Genomic DNA, 17,321 nt, shown 5'->3' with positions numbered 1-17,321 from the left:
CCGCTGCGCAGGAATCAGGCCGCGCGCGGAGTCTCCGCTGCGAGTCCCGCCGCGCCTGCTTCGCCGGCCTTTGGCGTCAGCAGCGGCCAGCCCTTGCGCAGCACGAACTCCAGCCACGCGCCGGCGAACTGCGAAGTGAGCACCGCCGCGAGCACCAGCGTCGTGTAGAACTGCGAGCTGATGATTCCGGCATCGAACGCCACGCTGGCCAGCACAATGCCTGGGCCTCCGCGCGCGTTCGTGGTCATCGCAAGATTGAACAGGTCGAGTCCGCGGAAGCCGGCGAGCCGGCCCGCCAGCCCCACCGAGAGCATCTTGACGACGCAGCTACCGATCAGAAACGCAACCAGCATCCACAGTGCAAAGCCGCGGACGAGGTCGAGCTTGAGCCCGACGATCGCGAAGTACACCGGAATGAAGAAGGCGAAAGCGACCTTGCCGATCGCGTCCAGCGCCTCGGCGAAGATGCGCCGCTTCTTGTGCACCACCGCGAAGCCCGCCAGAAACGCCGCAAACACCAGGCTCACATCCAGGGCGCCCGCAACCGCACAATACGCAAACAGCACGGCCAGCGCATAGCCGGTGGGCGACTGCTTTACGAGCACGTTGTGTTCGGCCTTGTTGATGCGCTTCACCGCGCGCGGCACAATCGTCAGCCCGGCAAGAAAGAATCCGATGGTTGCCAGCAGATGCAGCGACATCTTCTTCGGATCGAGGGCTGCGGTGCCGGCCATGGCCGTCGCGATTGCGAGTGCCAGCCAGAGCACGATGTCCTCGCAGACCGCTACGCCGAGCACCAAGCGTGCGAAACGCGTGTGAAGAATCTTCAGATCGGCGAAGATCTTGGAGACCACCGGCACCGACGTGACCGCAACGCCAACGGCAAGGATAATGATCAGCGAAATGCGGTTCCCATTTGGGCCGAACAGCGAAGGCCGGATGAGCCACGGCCCCAGCGCCAGCGCCAGGGCAAACGGAATCCCAGAGCCGACAATCGCCAGCCAGCTCACCTCGCGCCGCTCTTCGCGAGAGAACAACTGCTGCGTCTCCGCGCCCGAAAGAAACATCAGCAGCAACAGACCGAGCCAATAGATGAAGTCCAGCACATTACCCTGGTGCTTGGCGTGCGCCAGTAGTCCGGAGACAGCCGGGATTCTTCCCAGCACCGCCGGCCCGAGCACGATGCCCGCCAGAATCTCGCCGATGACCTTGGGCTGCCGAAGTCGCACGAACACATAGCCCAGCAGCTGCGCGAGCCCGACAAGCAACAAGAGGACCAGGATGAGTGAAGTGATATCTGAATTGGACATCGGAAACGGAGAATCCCCCGGGGAGTAGACCCTTTCAGTTCTGATGCCCGACTGGCCCAAGCGTTTGCTCCTGGGTCAGTGAGTCGTTCCGGGCCGGTGCGCTTCGCGCAATAAAAGGGGGTTCCGGCCTGCCGCGGCCGGAACCCCGCTTTTCTCTCTATCTATTATTTACGGGGACTGCTGGCGGGTGCGGCCGTGCTGGACGCACTCGGAGTGGAGACGCTCGGGGCGCTCACCGTGCCCCCGCTGTGCATCGCGGGGCCTCCACCGCCGCCACCCACGCTGACGCCGCCTCCACCATGGCTGACACTGCCGCCGCTGAAGCCACCGCCACCGTGCTGCACTGCGCCGAACCCAACACCGCCACTGCTACGCCCCGAGAAGCCGCTGCTCGGCATGCCGCCGGAGAAGCCGCCGCCACCCACGCGGCCTACCGGAACGTTCACCGCCACCGGACGGCCACCCTGCATTACCTGGTGCGACGTCATGAATCCCTGCTGATGATTGAACGTCATCGGGATCGGAGAGTGCGCCGTGATTCCCGCCTTGGCGTTGTCGCGGATTGCGAGCATCTGCATTCGTGGAGCGTCCGAACGCGCCAGCACCGGCTGAGGCAGATTGCGGAACTCTTTTGGAGGAGACTTCAGGAGTTCCATCCTCTTTCCGGGGTCCACCGCGATCGGCGTCACATGAATGCCGCCATCCTTCCCCTTCACCGGTTGAAGGCCTATGCGGTTGATCGGGAGCTTGCCTTTCACATCCCTGGGATGGATGGGAATCGGGACGGGGTCGTGACCGATCTTGACCCAGCGAACCGGGATGCGGTGATGGCGCCTGGTGCCGGCCACCCACGCATAGCTGTTGTTATAGGGAATCCACTCGCCGGAGTGGCAGACGCCCCACGTGTACGGATCCACCAAGGCATAGAAAGAACTGGGGCTGTACAAATATCCTGTCGGATACCACGCGGTCATGCATGGGAACCAATCCGACACCGAGCCATTGGTGCCGCCGGCGGGCCGTCCGGCTGCCGAAGGTGATGCTGTTTTCGGCGTCGGGGGAGGAGTCGGACCGGCAGCCAGCACCGGCCTGGCCTGCGGCGCATTCGGCTCCCAGCAAACGCCGTATGGAGGGCACTCGAAGAAGTGTCCCTGATCCTTCATCTCGGCGATCCCCGGAATCGGCTTCTGGAGGCCTGCCTCCTGCATCACGGTCCTCTCGGCCGAGGTGCGGGCGGCATGGCGGTCGGCGACCCACGCATCGTAAGCAGTGAAGTCCTGCGCCTTGCCGGCCTCTTCGGCCGTGCTCACCCGATGACCTTCGCTGATGAAGACGGTCTTGCCCGAGGTCATGTCGACTCTGTTCGCACCGGTCACATTCAATGCGCCGCCGCTGAGCGACGCGATTCCGATGCCGTCAATGTAGCTGGTGATGCGCAGGTCCGATTTCTCGGGGTAGCGCGCCAGCAGATTTTCGCTCGGAGTGCGGATCAGAAACATCTCGCCGCCCATCAGCGAGTCAAGATGCGTTGTCATGGTGCCGCTTACCAAGGCCAGTTCGGTGTGCGGAACTCCGCCGGTCGTATGCATATCCGTGCAGTTCAGCACCGAGTTCTCGCCAAGATAAACCGTCGAGGCGTCTTCAAACTCGATCTCGACGCGGCCATCCTTGCCTGTAACGATGCTGTCGCCCTCGTTGAGCGGCAGGTTCATCACGGCCGTTTCCCACGCCGGTTTTGTGGACTTCTCGTTCTCGCTGGCGCGCGCGATTCGGACGTCGCCCTCGAGATAGCTGATCCTCACAATCTGCGGATACGTCGAGTCCGGTACCTGCTGGCCGAGGATGAAGACCGCGCCCTCCTTCAGCTTCTCTGAGGCGTCTCCGCCGACGATCTCCTTGATCTGCGCGGTGGCCTTTTCCGGGTCCGAGCGCATCAGGCTTGCCAGGGCCAGCAGCTTCAACTCATCGCTTTGTTCCGCTTTGGCCTGAATCGGCTTGCCGCGGCTCGAGTCGATCTCGATCTGCAACGCATCGCAATCTTCAATCCAGCCGCTCTTCCTGAATACGTCGCGCAGCAGGCCGCACGTGCCGATCGCCTCGTCGGCCTTGCCGCTCTTGTTCAGCGCATAGGCTTTCCAGTAGAAGGCACTGTCAGCGTGGGGGCCGCCGGCATCGGCTATCTTTCCGAAGATGGTGACGGCGTCGGCCCAGCGTCCATCGTGGATGGCCTGCTTGCCCACCGCATACTCCTTGGAATCTGGCGCAGTGGCGGGCATGTTCGTTTCATCGAACGCCCCCGATATCGATCCGGAAGCCAGAAGCGCCTCGCCCGTCTGGCTCCGCGCCTGCATCGACCCAAGCGCAAGCCCGGCCGCGACACAGGTCAGCAACATCCAATTGGCTTTCATGCCGCACCCCCCTTTGCAACCACGCGCACGGTATTCATGCGGTGCGGATTCTTCGATCGCAGCACACGGACTTCGAACAGCAGTCCCTCGGCATTCATTTCGTCACGAATACGGGCAGCCTCCGCCGCGTCCAGTCCACCGGGCCGGTTGGCAATCTCGGTCAAGAGGCGGTCCAGGTGATCGAGAGCCTTGGTCAGCCCCGGATCGCCATCGGTCATCGCATCGTCGCGGAACACCCTGTTTGCCGCCAGCAGGCTTCGAGCCTCAGCAGGCAGCGGAGCCAGATCCGCTGTATCGCCATTCGCGTGCTTCAATTCCACCAGCAGCCGCTCCGAACGATCGAGGTGATCCCCCAGTACGACGACAACCACCTTCGGCTGCGGAGCGACCATGACCGGAGCCGCTGTTACGTGAGCCGTCGTCACTGCGTGGCGCTGCTCCCAGACCCGGCCTACAAAGAATCCACCGGCCACCAGTACGCCGCAGCTCGCGGCATAGGCCAGTCCGCGCCAGAGCGCGAATCGGAGGGCCGGACTCCGTTTCAAAGCGCGCGGCGGCAGAGCCCCTTCTACGCGCGCCCACATCTGCTCGCCATAGTTCTCATCGCGCTCCGGAATCCGCACGGGACGCAGCACCGCCAAGTCACTTTCCAGCGCCGCGAGCGCCGCCGCACATTGCGCGCACTCTCGCAGATGGGCGTTGGCCGCAGCCGCCTCGGCCGCTCTGCCCGCCATAGCTTCAGCAGCAGCGGCATCGGCCGTGGCCGCGCCTGCCGCAGCGGCATAATACTGTTCCACAAGCTCCTCGTCCGTCAGGTGATTCATGCCATTACCTTCAATTGCGTCAGCCGGTGCCGTACTTTCTGCACCGCCCGGTAAACACTCTGTTTTGCCGTATTCGGCGTCACGTTCAGCGCCGCCGCGATCTCTTCCGTGGTGCGATCCTCCATGTGCCGGAGAGTGAACGCGGTTCGCTCCATCGGTGTAAGGGCCCGCATTGCAACCTCGTGCAGGGCGGCGATCTCCGCACTCAGCGCCAGCCTCTCCGGACTGGGGCTTGAATCGGGGACCTGGATGGAGCCCTCTTCCGGATCGGTTTCCTCGCTCACGCGCCGCGACTGTTCCGCACGCCGCTTAGCCAGCTTGTCCAGCGCGCAATGGACGGCGATCCTGTAAATCCACGTCCCGAAATCCGCCCGTGATTCGAAGCTCGCCAGCTTTTGATAGGCCCGGAGGAATGCGTCCTGCACTACGTCGTCCGCATCCGCCTCGTTGCCTGTCATGCGGTAGGCTAGCCGGAAGAGCATCCGACTATGGCGTTTGACCAGCTCGCCATAGGCGTCGCGGTCCCCCGCCAGCACCGCCCCAATTGCCGCCGCGTCCGACGCTCCGCCGTTCTGGCCCATGTTGCTCATTCGACTACCAAGTGTACGCCGCGGTTAGGAAAACAATCGTCATCTTCCCAACCAGTGAGGAAAGGCGGGCGAACCTCATGACGGGCGATTTTACCTGGCGGCAAGGAAGGCGCCTGGCAGGCCGGCGCGAGAGTGCGGACTATCTGCTGCCGACGCCGAGTTCCTGGTCCTTGTACTGAAGCTGATAGAGCTTCCAGTAGAGGCCGCGCTGCGCAAGCAACTGCTGATGTGAACCCATCTCGCGCAACTGGCCCTTGTGCATTACCAGGATCGAATCGGCCCGCTGCACCGTCGAGAGGCGGTGCGCAATGAGCACACTGGTGCGCCCTTCCACCATGCGCTCCAGCGCACCGCGAATGCGCAGCTCCGTATCGGTGTCGACGCTCGAGGTTGCTTCATCGAGAATCAAAATGCGCGGATTGAAAGCCAGCGCCCGGGCAAAATTGATGAGCTGCTTCTGGCCTGTCGAGAGCGAATTGCCTCGCTCTTCGACCGGCTGGTCGAACTTGTTCGGCAGCGACTCGACGAAGTCCAGTACATTCACATCGCGCGCGGCCTGCTCCATCTGCGCATCCGTGATTGCGGCATTGCCGAGGCGAATGTTGTCCGCAATCGTCCCCGTGAACAGGAAGGGATCCTGCAGCACCACGGCGAAATGCTGCCGCAATTCCTGCACATCGTGCTCGCGCACATCCACGCCATCCAGCAGAATCTGCCCCGCGGTCACTTCGTAGAAGCGCATCATCAGGCTGGTCAGCGTCGTCTTGCCCGCACCCGTATGGCCGACAATGGCCACCGTCTGCCCGGGCTCAACGCTGAACGAGACATCCTTGAGGATCCAGTCGATGTCCTTGAGCGCGGCTAATTCCTCATTGGCGGTAGCGCCGTCGCGTGCCGCTACCACCACACGCTGAACCGCCGCCTTCTGTTCGTCCGTCAACTTCTGATACGTGAACCATACATGGCGGAATTCAATCCGATTCGAGCCGTTGCCCTTCTTCGGCTTCGCCGGTGAAACGATCTCCGGCTTGGTGTCCATCAGCTTGAAGATTCGCTCGCACGCCGCCATGGCCGCCTGCAGGATGTTGTACTTGTCGCTCAGATCCTGAATCGGCCGCCAGAAACGCAGCGAATACATGTTGAACATGGCCAGCATGCCGACGGTTACGCTGGTATGTGCCAGCACGCTCCATCCGCCCCACCACAGCACCAGCGCCACGGCCACGGTGCTGAGCAAATCCACCGCGGGATAGTAGAGCGCATAGGCAAAGATCGTGTCTTTGAACGCGACCATGTGCTGCTTGTTGACGACTTCGAAATCCTGGTACGCGCGCTCTTCGCGGTTGAAGAGCTGCACCACGCTCATGCCGCTGATGTGTTCCTGCGTGAAGGAATTGATGCGCGCAATGGCTGCGCGCACTCGCCTGTAGCTCTCGCGCACCGAATCGCGGAACATCCTCGTCACGATCAGAATCAGCGGCAGTACGCTGAACGCCAACAGGGCCAGCCACCACTTCGTCCGCAGCATGATGACGGCCATGATCGTCAGAGTGACGAAGTCGTCCACAATGGCGAGAATGCCGGCCGTGAACATCTCGTTGATGGCGTCCACGTCGGAGGTCAGCCGGGTGACCAGCCGCCCCACGGCATGCGTGTCGAAGAAGCCCACGTGCAGACGCTGCATGTGGCGGAAGATGTCGCGACGGAGGTCGAACATCATCTTCTGCCCCAGCCACTGCATCAGGTAGGTCTGGATGAACTCGAAGCCGTAAGCCAGCAGCAGCGTCAGCGTGTAAAGCTCGGCCAGCTGAGTAATCCCGTGCCAGGGATCGGAGGGCAGCCTTCGTCCCAGCCAGGTCAGCTCGGAGCCCGGCTCCTTTACCAGGTAGCGGTCGATCGCCACCTTCAGCAGGTAGGGCCCGGTCACGTCGCTCAGCGACTTCAGCATCACGGAAATCGACGAGATGACCGCCTGCACCCAATACGGCTTTACATAGTGGCCGAGCCGTTTGATCAGAACCGAGTCGTACACCTTCCCGACCGGGTCGTCATCGGCCTTCTTCGCCGCAGTTTTAGCCAGAGTCCTGGTCTCCGTATCGACCTTGCGAACCGAGCCCGTGCCGTTGCCGCTTACAGCTGCATCGGCTCCGGGCGCAATTGCGGCCGCACCCGGGCCGGCCTCATCCAGCTTGCCGTTGCCGCGGTCCGCCAGCGCCTCCTCAGTCGGATCCAGCCCATTTGCCGACACCCCCGCCTTCCCGTTTGCGGGAACGGAAATCTGTTCGGTCTTGGGGGAAGTCTTGTGCGCGTCGTCCGTCATTCAGGAGGTTGGCTTACCTGTTCATTGTACGGGGCCGATGGAATTGCGGGCAGAGCCGAAGCCTGCCCGTCCAGTTAAGGATGCGAGACGGCATGCGGAAGTCGCAAACCGGCTGTCAAGCTGGAGCCTGAATCCGTTTCTTGGATACTCGCGACAGGGTGACGGGAATTTCTCTAGCGGCAAACCTTCTAACCGCGTACCCTTATAGGCAATCCCCTGCTGGGCAATCGAGGCTGCACGTGTCCCCGAGGCAGATCGCTCGATGTGAGCTGAATCACCGAGCCGCTGCAGACCCGCTAAGGATAATGCTGAAATGCGGCGTGGAACTCCCGGGCCGCGCCGGAAGCCGATGAAGATCAAACTAACACGTATCCTTTTGACGGGGATTGCCGCTGCCTGTGCGGTATTCCTGGTCTGCAGCGCGGGCCCATGGAAGATAGCAGCATCGGGCCAAGCCACGACTCCGACCACGCCTATCAAGATCGACTATCCGCAGAACGGGTCTGTGTTTCCTCCCGAGATCACGCCGCCCACTTTTTTGTGGCACGACTCGAACGAGGGGGCGCAGCGATGGGTGATTCGTATCGCGCTGCAAGGTGCCCCCGATGCTCTGCGCATTGAGGCGGCCGGTGACCGGATGCAGCCAAGGGAGCCCGATCCGGATGCCGGTCCCCTGCTACCTCTTACGGCCGAGCAGGCAGCGACGCATACCTGGAAGCCCGACGCGCAGCTCTGGGCCAGGATCAAGCGGCTGTCAGTGAAGGCTCCTGCCCACATCAGTTTTGAGGGAGTGTCCGCGGACGGACGCACCGTTTCGGAAGCCAAAGTGAGCATATCCACGTCGGCCGATCCGGTTGGCGCGCCGATCTTCTACCGCGATGTGCCCTTGCAACTGCCGCCTCCCAGCGAACATGGCCCCATTTCGCCTCTGCCGGTGAGCTCCCTTCCGAAAATCAAATGGCAGATTCGCGATATCGGGCAGCCGGAAAGCCATACGGTGATGACCGGTCTGCACACGTGCGCCAATTGTCATTCTTTTTCGAGGAACGGGAAGACGCTGGGCCTGGATCTTGATGGACCGAGGAACGACAAAGGTCTGTATGCGCTCGCAAGCGTCTCCCGCGATATGTCCATTCAGAACTCGGACGTGATCCGGTGGAGTTCGTTTGGGTTGAACGAAGAGGTCCGCCCGGGTGAGTCGGCAGTGAAGCGGTTTGGTTTCATGTCGCAGGTGTCGCCGGATGGACGGCATGTGATCACGTCGATTGGGCCGCCTAACAACACAACCAAGAACGACAGGAGGGATCCCGGGTTTGTCTCGGGCATTCTCGACCGTATTTACAGCGTCAATTACCCGAATGTCGAGTTCAACCAGGTGTTCTATCCCACACGCGGCATCCTGGCCTGGTACGACGCAAACGACAAGTCGATGCACCCTCTGCCCGGAGCGGACGACCCTCAGTTCGTCCAAACGGCCGCGTTCTGGTCGCCCGACGGCAAATACCTTGTGTTCAGCCGTGCGACTGCGCGCGAACCATTCCCGCCGGGCGCAAAGCCATCCCAGTATGCCAATGATCCGAATGAGACGCAGATCCAGTACGACCTCTACCGGATCCCGTTTAATGGAGGCCGCGGAGGCAAGCCTGAGCGTATCGAGGGCGGTTCAGAGAATGGAATGAGCAACAACTTCCCGAAGGTGTCGCCGGATGGGAAATGGATCGTATTCGTGCAGAACAGGAACGGCCTGCTCATGCGGCCGGATAGCAAGCTCTACTTGGTGCCGTTCAATGGTGGAAAAGCTCGCCTGATGAACTGTAACCAGGCACGGATGAATTCGTGGCACACTTTCTCGCCCAACGGGCACTGGCTGGCATTTTCGACGAAGGGCCGCGGGCCTTACACGCAGTTGATGCTGACGCACATCGACGAGAATGGCAATGACTCGCCCGCGGTGATTGTGGACGACACGACCGCATCCAATCGTGCCGTGAACATTCCCGAGTTCATCAACCTGCCGGCGGGCATGAGTATCGACAAGATCGAGCCCAAAGCGATGGACTTCTATCGCTTGTTTGACCAGGCGTTCAAGATGATTGAGGCCAACGACATTCAAGGCGCGCTCAGCATTCTGCAGGAGGCCGTAAAGGCTGATCCCGAAGACGGCTCCGGGCACTTCTTGCTGGCGACGGCGCTGAGCGCCAGCGATCGGGAGGGTGAAGCGCAGCGGGAGTTCCAAAGGGCTGCAGAACTTTCGCCGCGCAATCCGAAATACCTCGATCATCTGGCCATGTCTTTGTATCTGAACGGCAACCAGGAGGGCGCTATCGCTCCATTGAAGCGCGCCATTGAGCTGGACCCGTCTTCAGCGGAATACCCCTTCAATCTGGGTGTCGTTCTGGTGGCGCGCGGTGATTACTCCGACGCGGTTCCATCGCTGGAGAAGGCGGTCGAGCTTAGCCAGGGCCGCAATTGGAGATGTCTGGCGGAACTGGGAAAAGTCTATGACAAGCTGGGGCGCCCCAATGATGCCGTCCGCGTAACGGAAGCAGCGATTCAGGTAGTGGCAGGGCAGAAGAATCAGGAAGGGGCTGGCGAACTCAAAGAGGACCTGGTGCGGTATCAGTCTGAGGCGGGAAAAGCGTCAAACTGACCGCTCAACTCGTTAATGACCTCCACCAACAACGGGCTGCGCTCTGTTCCCTAGCGCAGCCCGTTCTGGTATCAGCAGGAGTCTACTGCAAACTCTCCGGCGAGAACTGACCACGATGACGCCGACGAATCCTACTTAGCCATGCTCTGCGCGCGCCAAACCGCCCCTTCGATCGCGACGACTTCCTTGTCGAGCACGTTCATTTCGGGCGCCGCCGCCTTCAGTCCGGCGAAGAACTGCTCTCGCACCAGCCGCGATTTGCCGAGGACGGAGCCGATCCAGGCCACCGGAACCTCGGCGGCTAAGCTGTGCTTTCTTCGTAATTTGGCGCGCACCAGCAGCACGAACCCGACCAGGTCCTTCGCCGCCTGATCGAGAACGCTGAGCGCCACCGAGTCGCCCTCCTCGGCAAGCTGGCTGATTGCTGGAGCAAGCTTCGAGAAGTCCGGCCCCGGCGTCGAATCGCCCAGATTTACCAACTCGTCGATGCCGTTCGTCCCCCAGATCTGGCCTACCACTTCCAAAACGCGCGTCGGCTCCTCGCGATCGTAGGCATTGAGCGCACGCCGCACGGAATGCAGCCCGATCCAGTAGCCGGATCCCTCGTCGCCCAGGCGCGAACTCCACCCGCCGGCCGCCTCGCGTCCGCCGTCCGGCGCGCGACCGATGCAGTTGGTTCCGGTGCCCGCGATCTGCAGAATCCCCGGGCCGCCTTTGAACGCCGCATCAAGGGCAATCACTTCATCGCCGACGACTTCGGAGCGCTCCACGCTGAACTCGGTGAACACGGCCTGGATCCACTCGGGCACTCCGGGCATGGTGGCGCTGGCAACCCCGGCCGATGCTGCGGCGACTCCCTTTACGCCAGCCTGCGCATACACGTCCTTCAACAGCGCACGCAGGTTCTGCTCGGCGATTTCCGCGCCGACACGCAGCCGCTTGATCGACCCGTTCTCAGCAAAGGCCAGCACACGATCCCCTTCTACTATCGAAGCGCGCGTGCGCGTGCCCCCGCCATCAATCCCCAGGACTACACTCATTCGTTCGTTCACTCCATTCATTGCGGCTTGGCCGTTTCCGGCTCGGGTTCAGGCGTCTCGCCACCGTTGTCGCGCAGCGTTCCGGCGAGAATATTAAGGTTGCCGTCGGACTTGGGCGTGGTGAGCCCGAGCATGTGCGCCATCCACGGATAGAGGTTCACGTTTTCGAAAGGCTTCACGGTCTTGCCGGGCACAATATCCGGACCCGTCGCAAAGAAGCTCGCCTTCATCTCCGGCATGGTGCGTGGATCGTATCCGTGTGCGCCTGGTTGCGGAGGATTATCGGGCTTGCCTTCAGCGGGCTTCCTGGCGCGGATGGCATACGGACCGGTCGCGACGATTACCGGGTCGCCTTCGCGCGGATTCTCGTTGTAGTGGAGGCCCGCCGGAACATCCTTCCGGCGATACACAAAGAACTGCGATGACGCATGCTTCAGCGCGTTGTAAAGCTTCGCCCGGTTCTCTTCCGACTTGCCGTAGAGCAGCGAGCCGACCGCCTCGAAGTTGCCGAGGTCGGCGAAGTCGCTGAGATTGATCCAGCCGCCTTCGACCTTCGCCATACCGTGATCGCTTACGACAACGAGGTCAATGGGCAGTTTCGTTTTGTCGAGCGCCGCCTTGAGCCTGCCGATGATTGCGTCCATTTTGAGCACGGCGGCCTTTGTTTGCGGCGCGTCCGGGCCGAACTCGTGCCCTTCGTGATCCGGCTCGGAGAAGTACATGGCGATGAAGTGGGGACGCTGCGCTTCGGGCAATTTGAGCAGCCCAAGTGCATCGTCAATGCGCGCCTGCTGGACGGCCTCTGAGCGCTCCGTCTTGACATCGAACTTCGCATACCACGTGGGCCTGCGTCCTGCGATTTCGGCTTCCGATCCCGGCCAGAAGAGGCAGGCGGTGCGCATGCCCTGGCTTTCGGCAAGGCTCCAGATGGGCGTGCCGGAATACCATGATCCGTCTGTGACGACGCTGGCGTCGCTCATTGTGTAGCGCGCCATCTTTGCCTCGTCGTAGAAGCTGTTCGCGACGAGGCCGTGATGCCCGGGATAGAGGCCGGTGACGATGGTGAAGTGATTGGGGAATGTCAGCGATGGGTAGCTGGGCAACATTCCTTCAGGCGCCCACGCACCCGACTTGCCCAACGCCAGCAGATGCTTTGCGCCGTCGCGCGTTGCGTAGTCCCAGCGAAAGCCGTCGAGCGAGACCAGCACTACGTAGTGGGATTTCTGGGCGGCTGCCGAGTTGGGTTCGCTGCCGGTGTGCTCAAGGGGAAGCGCAGGGTTGAGCCTGGGCTGCTGCGCGGCCGCGGTTGCTGCGAGGGCGAAGGCCAGCACAACTGCGGCGCCGCAATGGCGCATTCTGCTGAAAATGCCGGACATGGACCACCCCCGGATCAGCTTATCCCAGTTGCTACCGTTGTGATTTGGACGCAGCAGTCGCCCGTTTCGGAGGAAAAGGTCGCATCTAAACAGTATGTGCACCTATCGAACTCATCCCAGGCGAGCGCCGCGCGTGGACTGAAAGACTGTTCCAATTCTCCACGACCGGACCGCCACGCCGCCAGCCGCCTCAATTCCGGAGCCCGCCCATGAACGGCACGGGAAGTGCGCGCATTCTTTCGCGGCTGTGGCTGCTGAGTGCCGGCGTAGTGGCAATCGCTGTTCTATATGTCGCCAAAATTCTTTTTCTGCCGCTGGCCTTCGCGGTTCTTTTTGCATTCCTGCTGGCCCCGCTGGTCGCTCGCCTGGAACGCCTGCATCTCACGCGCACGCTCGCCGCCATTATGGTCATCTTGGCATTTGCGGCTCTGCTCGCTTGTTCGGGTTGGATCTTCTTTACGCAGCTTGTGGCCATCGCGAACGACCTGCCAACGTATCGCGGCAACATCGCCCAGAAGATGGCCAAAATGCACAGACCGAGCGACTCAGCTTACAGCCGCGCCGAGCGAGAGATTGAGCGGCTGGGTGATGAACTGGGCCTGGGCAATGCCACTCCGTCGAATCCGGCACCGGGTCTGAGCGCGGAAAAGAAGCCGCTGGGCGCGAGCCCCGAGCACCCCATTCAGGTGAGAGAAGTCTCGCGCGCGCCGGCCAGACTCGACCAGCTCGGGGGCATCCTGGAGCCCCTCACAACAGCGCTGCTCAGCGTTGTCTTCACATTCTTTGTTCTGCTGCAGCGTGAAGACCTGCGCAACCGTGTCATTCATCTCACCGGCGAGCGCAACGTGACCAGCATTACGCAGGCCATGCGCGATGCCAGCGCGCGGATCAGCCGCTACTTTTCACTGCAACTTCTGGTGAATACGATTTATGGCGCGGTGATTGTGGGCGTTCTGTATTTCCTTGGCCTTCCGCATGCGCTGCTCTTCGGTACGCTTGCGACGATACTGCGCTTTGTGCCATACATCGGCTGGATGGGAGCGGCCGCACTCCCTACGGTGCTCTCACTGGCCGTGTTTCACGGGTGGCAGAAGTCGCTCATTGTTCTGGGAACATTTCTCGTTCTCGAAGTGGTGACGGGCAATTATGTTGAGCCGCACATTTACGGCAAGCACACTGGACTCTCGGCGCTTGCGATTCTGATTGCCGCAGCGTTCTGGACGCTGCTTTGGGGTCCAGTGGGACTTGTTCTTTCAGTCCCGCTCACCGTTTGCCTCGTCGTCATCGGCAGTCATATGCCGGCGCTTGAATTCCTGACCATCATGCTCGGCGATCAGCCGTCGATCCAGCAGTGGACATGCTTTTATCAGCGCCTGCTTGCGCATGATGGCCGCGAGGCCGGGGAGATTCTGGAGTCGGCGCTTCGCGATATGCCGCTCGATCAGGTCTACGATGGCGTGCTCATTCCTGCGCTGGTGAAATCGGAAGAAGATCGGCAGAATGGCAACCTCGAGGAATCGTCAGTGCGTTTCATTCGCCACGCGTCGCGCGAGTTCGTCGAGGAACTCGGTTTCAGAGAAAATCACGGCGCGGATGTGCGCACATTCGCGCCGGTTGCGAGCCATGGGGATGGAGCCGCGATCAAGGTAATGTGCGTGCCGGTGCGCGACGAGACGGACGAGTTGGCCGCGCTCATGGCTGCGCAGGTATTCGAGGGGCCAAGCGTGCAGGCCGTCGCACTGCCTGCCAGCAGGATCGATGAGGTCCTCAAAGCTGTCGCCCAGGAAAAGCCTGATGTTGTGCTCCTCTCGGCGCTGCCGCCGTTCGGGCTGGCGCGCTCGCATCGCATTTACAGCAATCTGCGTGCGCGCGATGCAAAGCTGCGGATCATGATCGGAATCTGGAATTATCCTGATGACCCCGCTGAGGCCGCCAAGCGAATCAGCGGAGCCGAAGAGGGCCGGGTGTGGACTCGGCTCAGCGATGCGTTGGCGGAAGTGCGGCTGATTGCCGGGGTCAAGCCCGAGGTAAGCCCGGTCGAGAAGGAATCCGCGGCGTAAGACCATCCAGCCGTAAAAAACGGCAGTTGCGCTCACCTTCGGCATATGTTACCGTCAGTAACACTATGGCGAGTAACACTCACCTTAATCATGACCCGGTCGAGCTTGGCGAACTAGAGCGCGATATTCTCACTACCGTGTGGCGGCTTGGCAGCGTATCAGCCGAGCAGGTGCGCGAAGAGCTGGACCGACCCCTCAAAGATTCCACGATCCGGACGGTGCTGCGGCGGCTGGAAGAAAAAGGCTACCTGGCGCACGAGACGGAAAATCGCACATTCATTTATCGCCCGGCGGAGTCGCCTGAACGGGTAGCTGGCCGTGCCGTGAAGCGCATTGTCGACTGGTTCTGCGACGGCTCAGTGGAAGCTCTGCTGGTGGGCATGGTGGATTCGAAGGTGCTCGATCGCCGCCAGTTGCAAAGGATGGCGGAACGAATTGCGGCGGCGCAAAAGGGATCAGAAAAGAAGGCTGGGAACAAGGAGGCGAAGTGATGATGTCGTCTTCATTGGCTGCTCTGCTGGTTGATTCGGCGGCACGCTCGTTGTTGGTGGCGGCGGTTGTGGGTGTGGGTTTGTTCGCATTCCGCACACGCAACGTGGTGGCGCAGAAGGCCGCGTGGATGCTGGTGCTGACTGCGGCCGTGCTGATGCCCTGGCTGGCGCCATGGGCTGCGCGCATCCCGGTGCTGCACAGTGCAACGATTCAGCTTCCGCAGAATTTATGGCATGCGCGTCCGGAGGCCAAACCGATTGAGGCGCACACGCCGGTTGCAGCTTCCACGCAGGTGGCGGCGCCGCTCGCGTTTCATCCAAGGACGAAATCCGCCGACGACACCTCGACCTTGGCGCCGAGCGCATCGATCAGCCGCTTCCCTGCTCCCTCTATTTCGTCAGGCGTCGGAGATTCGCAGAGATTCTTGCCCGCTGAGCCGGCCTTGCGACCCGCGGGAAGGCTGAACTTTGCGGATGGACTTCTGCTCCTTTACCTGGGCGGATGCTTCGCGCTGCTGCTTCGGCTTGGGTTCGGAGTTGCTTCTGCACTCCGTCTGTGGCGCGGGGCTGTGCCGGTTTCATCCGACGCGATCCCTGAGACATTACGCGTGCGGGTCAGCAAGTCCGTCGCATCGCCCATCACGTTAGGTGCGGGGATCGTGCTGCCGGCGGACTACGCCGAGTGGGACAGCGAAAAGCTGCGCATCGTTCTTGCGCATGAGGCTTCGCATGTGCGCCAGGGCGATTTCTGGGTGCAGTTGTGCGCTTCGCTTTACACCGCTGCGTTCTGGTTCAGCCCGCTGGGGTGGTGGATCAAACGCAAACTCTCTGACCTGAGCGAGACCATCAGCGACCGCGCGGCATTGGATCATGCCGCCAGTCACGCGTCGTATGCACAGGTTCTTCTCGAATTCGCGGCGCTGCCGCGCCCCATCCCGACAGGAGTTGCCATGGCAAATCATGGGCATGTGATCTCTCGCATTGAACGGCTGCTGAATGAGAGCAGCTTCCGTCAGGCATTTGCAGGCGGCCGCGCGCGCATTGCCGTCGCCGTGCTGCTGGTTCCCGTCGCGTTGTTTGCCGCTACCGCGCTGGTCCGCGTGCAAGCTGCGCAGACGAATGCACCGCAGGTCGCAGCGCCGGTTCCTCCGCCGCCGCCGGCAGACGATCGTACCGGTATTGCGGTTCCGCCGGAGCCGGAAACGATCGCGACTGCGCCGCAGGCTCCCGCTGCTCCGACTGCCGTTCCGCCGGTTGCGGGTGCACCTGCAGTGGCTCCCGTCGCGCCTGAGACACCAGGTGTGCCAGCCGTAGCGCCGGTTGCACCGGACAGCGACGTTGTCTCGCTGGGTGGCGGCTATCCACTGGTCTACGTAAAGCCAGGCGCATTCAATGCGGCGATGAAAGCTGCGCGGGATATGGAGAAGCAGTCGCAGGCATTCGCTGTTCTGGCCGGACACCAAAGCCAGTTGATGGCTCTGAAGGCCGGCGGCTATGGATACGGCTACAGCTTCGGGGATCGGGATTCGTATGCCTATGTCACCGGTAGCGGCGAACACAGCGTGCACTTCTCCGGTAATTGGGACCACGGATCGAAGGAAAAGATCGAGAAGGCGCGCCAGGTTGCGCATGGAGATTTTCTCTGGTTCGAGCGCGACGGCAAGTCGTATGTGATCGACGATCCGGCGGCGCTCGCGCAGCTCAAGCCGATGCAGGACCGGATGGAAGACCTAGGCAAGCAGCAGGAGGCGCTCGGCAAGCAGCAGGAAGATCTTGGGCGCCAGCAGGAAGAGCTTGGCCGTAAGCAAGAGCAGGCCAGCGTGCCCACTCCGGATGTGAGCAAGGAACTTAAGCAGCTCTCTGACGCGGTCGCCAAGCTTAACGCGCAGAAGGGCGGAACTGTGACCAGCGAGCAGCTTGCGGAGATCTCAGAGAAGCTGGGAGACCTGCAGGGACGCATCGGCGACATCGAAGGCAAGATCGGCGAGCAACAGGGCAAACTCGGCGAACAGCAAGGCCGGCTTGGCGAGCAACAGGGCAAGCTCGGTGAACAGCAGGGCCGGCTGGGCGAGCAGCAGGGACGCATCGCCCGCGAGATGGACGGCAAGGTACTCACGATCATTGATGAGTATCTGAAGAATGGGAAGGCGAAGCAGGTGCAGTAGCGCGCTGCGCGCGCAGGGGTTAGGGATCAGGTTTTAGGGGTTAGTTGCGGCTGGCGCTGTTTTCTAATCCCTAAAACCTGAGCCCTT

The 17,321-nt window shown here is 61.8% G+C and carries 11 protein-coding genes; 4 read left to right on the top strand and 7 right to left on the bottom strand.

Annotation, left to right across the window (positions count from 1 at the left end; genetic code table 11):
- Positions 1-14: 14 nt before the first annotated feature.
- From MOP44_RS18615 to MOP44_RS18595, 5 genes are all read right to left on the bottom strand, one after another.
- On the bottom strand, positions 15-1,310 hold the full coding sequence (locus MOP44_RS18615) for a cation:proton antiporter (RefSeq protein WP_260791752.1): 1,296 nt from the start codon (positions 1,308-1,310) through the stop codon (positions 15-17).
- A gap of 164 nt (positions 1,311-1,474) precedes the next feature.
- Positions 1,475-3,718 (bottom strand): FecR domain-containing protein, encoded by a 2,244-nt coding sequence (locus MOP44_RS18610; RefSeq protein WP_260791751.1) that lies wholly within the window; start codon positions 3,716-3,718, stop codon positions 1,475-1,477.
- Positions 3,715-4,542: a hypothetical protein gene (locus MOP44_RS18605; protein ID WP_260791750.1), complete on the bottom strand. Its 828-nt coding sequence runs from the start codon at positions 4,540-4,542 to the stop codon at positions 3,715-3,717. Before MOP44_RS18605 ends, MOP44_RS18610 begins: the two co-directional genes overlap by 4 nt.
- Positions 4,539-5,132 carry an RNA polymerase sigma factor gene (locus tag MOP44_RS18600; protein ID WP_260791749.1) on the bottom strand — a complete coding sequence of 198 codons (594 nt, stop codon included), beginning with the start codon at positions 5,130-5,132 and terminating at the stop codon, positions 4,539-4,541. Before MOP44_RS18600 ends, MOP44_RS18605 begins: the two co-directional genes overlap by 4 nt.
- 139 nt (positions 5,133-5,271) lie before the next feature.
- Positions 5,272-7,452: an ABC transporter ATP-binding protein gene (locus MOP44_RS18595; RefSeq protein WP_260791748.1), complete on the bottom strand. Its 2,181-nt coding sequence runs from the start codon at positions 7,450-7,452 to the stop codon at positions 5,272-5,274.
- Positions 7,453-7,765: 313 nt separating this feature from the next.
- Here MOP44_RS18595 and MOP44_RS18590 point away from each other — a divergent pair, with 313 nt between their 5' ends.
- Entirely contained in the window at positions 7,766-10,102 is a 2,337-nt protein-coding gene (locus tag MOP44_RS18590) for a tetratricopeptide repeat protein (protein ID WP_260791747.1), read from the top strand.
- Between the two features lie 131 nt (positions 10,103-10,233).
- Here MOP44_RS18590 and MOP44_RS18585 read toward each other — a convergent pair whose 3' ends face one another.
- Positions 10,234-11,142 (bottom strand): N-acetylglucosamine kinase, encoded by a 909-nt coding sequence (locus MOP44_RS18585; RefSeq protein ID WP_260791746.1) that lies wholly within the window; start codon positions 11,140-11,142, stop codon positions 10,234-10,236.
- Positions 11,143-11,159: 17 nt separating this feature from the next.
- On the bottom strand, positions 11,160-12,518 hold the full coding sequence (locus MOP44_RS18580) for an alkaline phosphatase family protein (RefSeq protein WP_260791745.1): 1,359 nt from the start codon (positions 12,516-12,518) through the stop codon (positions 11,160-11,162).
- Between the two features lie 209 nt (positions 12,519-12,727).
- Here MOP44_RS18580 and MOP44_RS18575 point away from each other — a divergent pair, with 209 nt between their 5' ends.
- The 3 genes from MOP44_RS18575 (at position 12,728) to MOP44_RS18565 (ending at position 17,234) form a co-directional block, all read left to right on the top strand.
- A complete protein-coding gene (locus MOP44_RS18575) occupies positions 12,728-14,578 on the top strand; it encodes an AI-2E family transporter (protein WP_260791744.1) in 1,851 nt (616 codons plus the stop codon).
- Between the two features lie 65 nt (positions 14,579-14,643).
- Complete coding sequence (locus MOP44_RS18570; RefSeq protein ID WP_260791743.1) at positions 14,644-15,069, top strand: BlaI/MecI/CopY family transcriptional regulator; 426 nt, start codon at positions 14,644-14,646, stop codon at positions 15,067-15,069.
- Positions 15,069-17,234, top strand: coding sequence for a M56 family metallopeptidase (locus MOP44_RS18565; RefSeq protein WP_260791742.1), 2,166 nt, complete (start codon positions 15,069-15,071; stop codon positions 17,232-17,234). The genes MOP44_RS18570 and MOP44_RS18565 overlap by 1 nt, the downstream gene beginning before the upstream one ends.
- Positions 17,235-17,321: the final 87 nt, after the last annotated feature.

Source organism: Occallatibacter riparius (genome assembly GCF_025264625.1).
GTDB classification, from domain to species: Bacteria; Acidobacteriota; Terriglobia; order Terriglobales; family Acidobacteriaceae; genus Telmatobacter; species Telmatobacter riparius.
The sequence above is the reverse complement of the archived record's forward strand: the minus strand, read 5'-3'. Positions and strand labels throughout refer to the sequence as shown.

Bases quoted from the DNA above. Each gene is read 5' to 3' on its own strand.
- MOP44_RS18615 (WP_260791752.1), bottom strand. From the start codon at position 1,310: ATGTCCAATTCAGATATCACTTCACTCATCCTGGTCCTCTTGTTGCTT.
- MOP44_RS18610 (WP_260791751.1), bottom strand. From the start codon at position 3,718: ATGAAAGCCAATTGGATGTTGCTGACCTGTGTCGCGGCCGGGCTTGCG.
- MOP44_RS18605 (WP_260791750.1), bottom strand. From the start codon at position 4,542: ATGAATCACCTGACGGACGAGGAGCTTGTGGAACAGTATTATGCCGCT.
- MOP44_RS18600 (WP_260791749.1), bottom strand. From the start codon at position 5,132: ATGAGCAACATGGGCCAGAACGGCGGAGCGTCGGACGCGGCGGCAATT.
- MOP44_RS18595 (WP_260791748.1), bottom strand. From the start codon at position 7,452: ATGACGGACGACGCGCACAAGACTTCCCCCAAGACCGAACAGATTTCC.
- MOP44_RS18590 (WP_260791747.1), top strand. From the start codon at position 7,766: ATGCGGCGTGGAACTCCCGGGCCGCGCCGGAAGCCGATGAAGATCAAA.
- MOP44_RS18585 (WP_260791746.1), bottom strand. From the start codon at position 11,142: ATGAGTGTAGTCCTGGGGATTGATGGCGGGGGCACGCGCACGCGCGCT.
- MOP44_RS18580 (WP_260791745.1), bottom strand. From the start codon at position 12,518: ATGTCCGGCATTTTCAGCAGAATGCGCCATTGCGGCGCCGCAGTTGTG.
- MOP44_RS18575 (WP_260791744.1), top strand. From the start codon at position 12,728: ATGAACGGCACGGGAAGTGCGCGCATTCTTTCGCGGCTGTGGCTGCTG.
- MOP44_RS18570 (WP_260791743.1), top strand. From the start codon at position 14,644: ATGGCGAGTAACACTCACCTTAATCATGACCCGGTCGAGCTTGGCGAA.
- MOP44_RS18565 (WP_260791742.1), top strand. From the start codon at position 15,069: ATGATGTCGTCTTCATTGGCTGCTCTGCTGGTTGATTCGGCGGCACGC.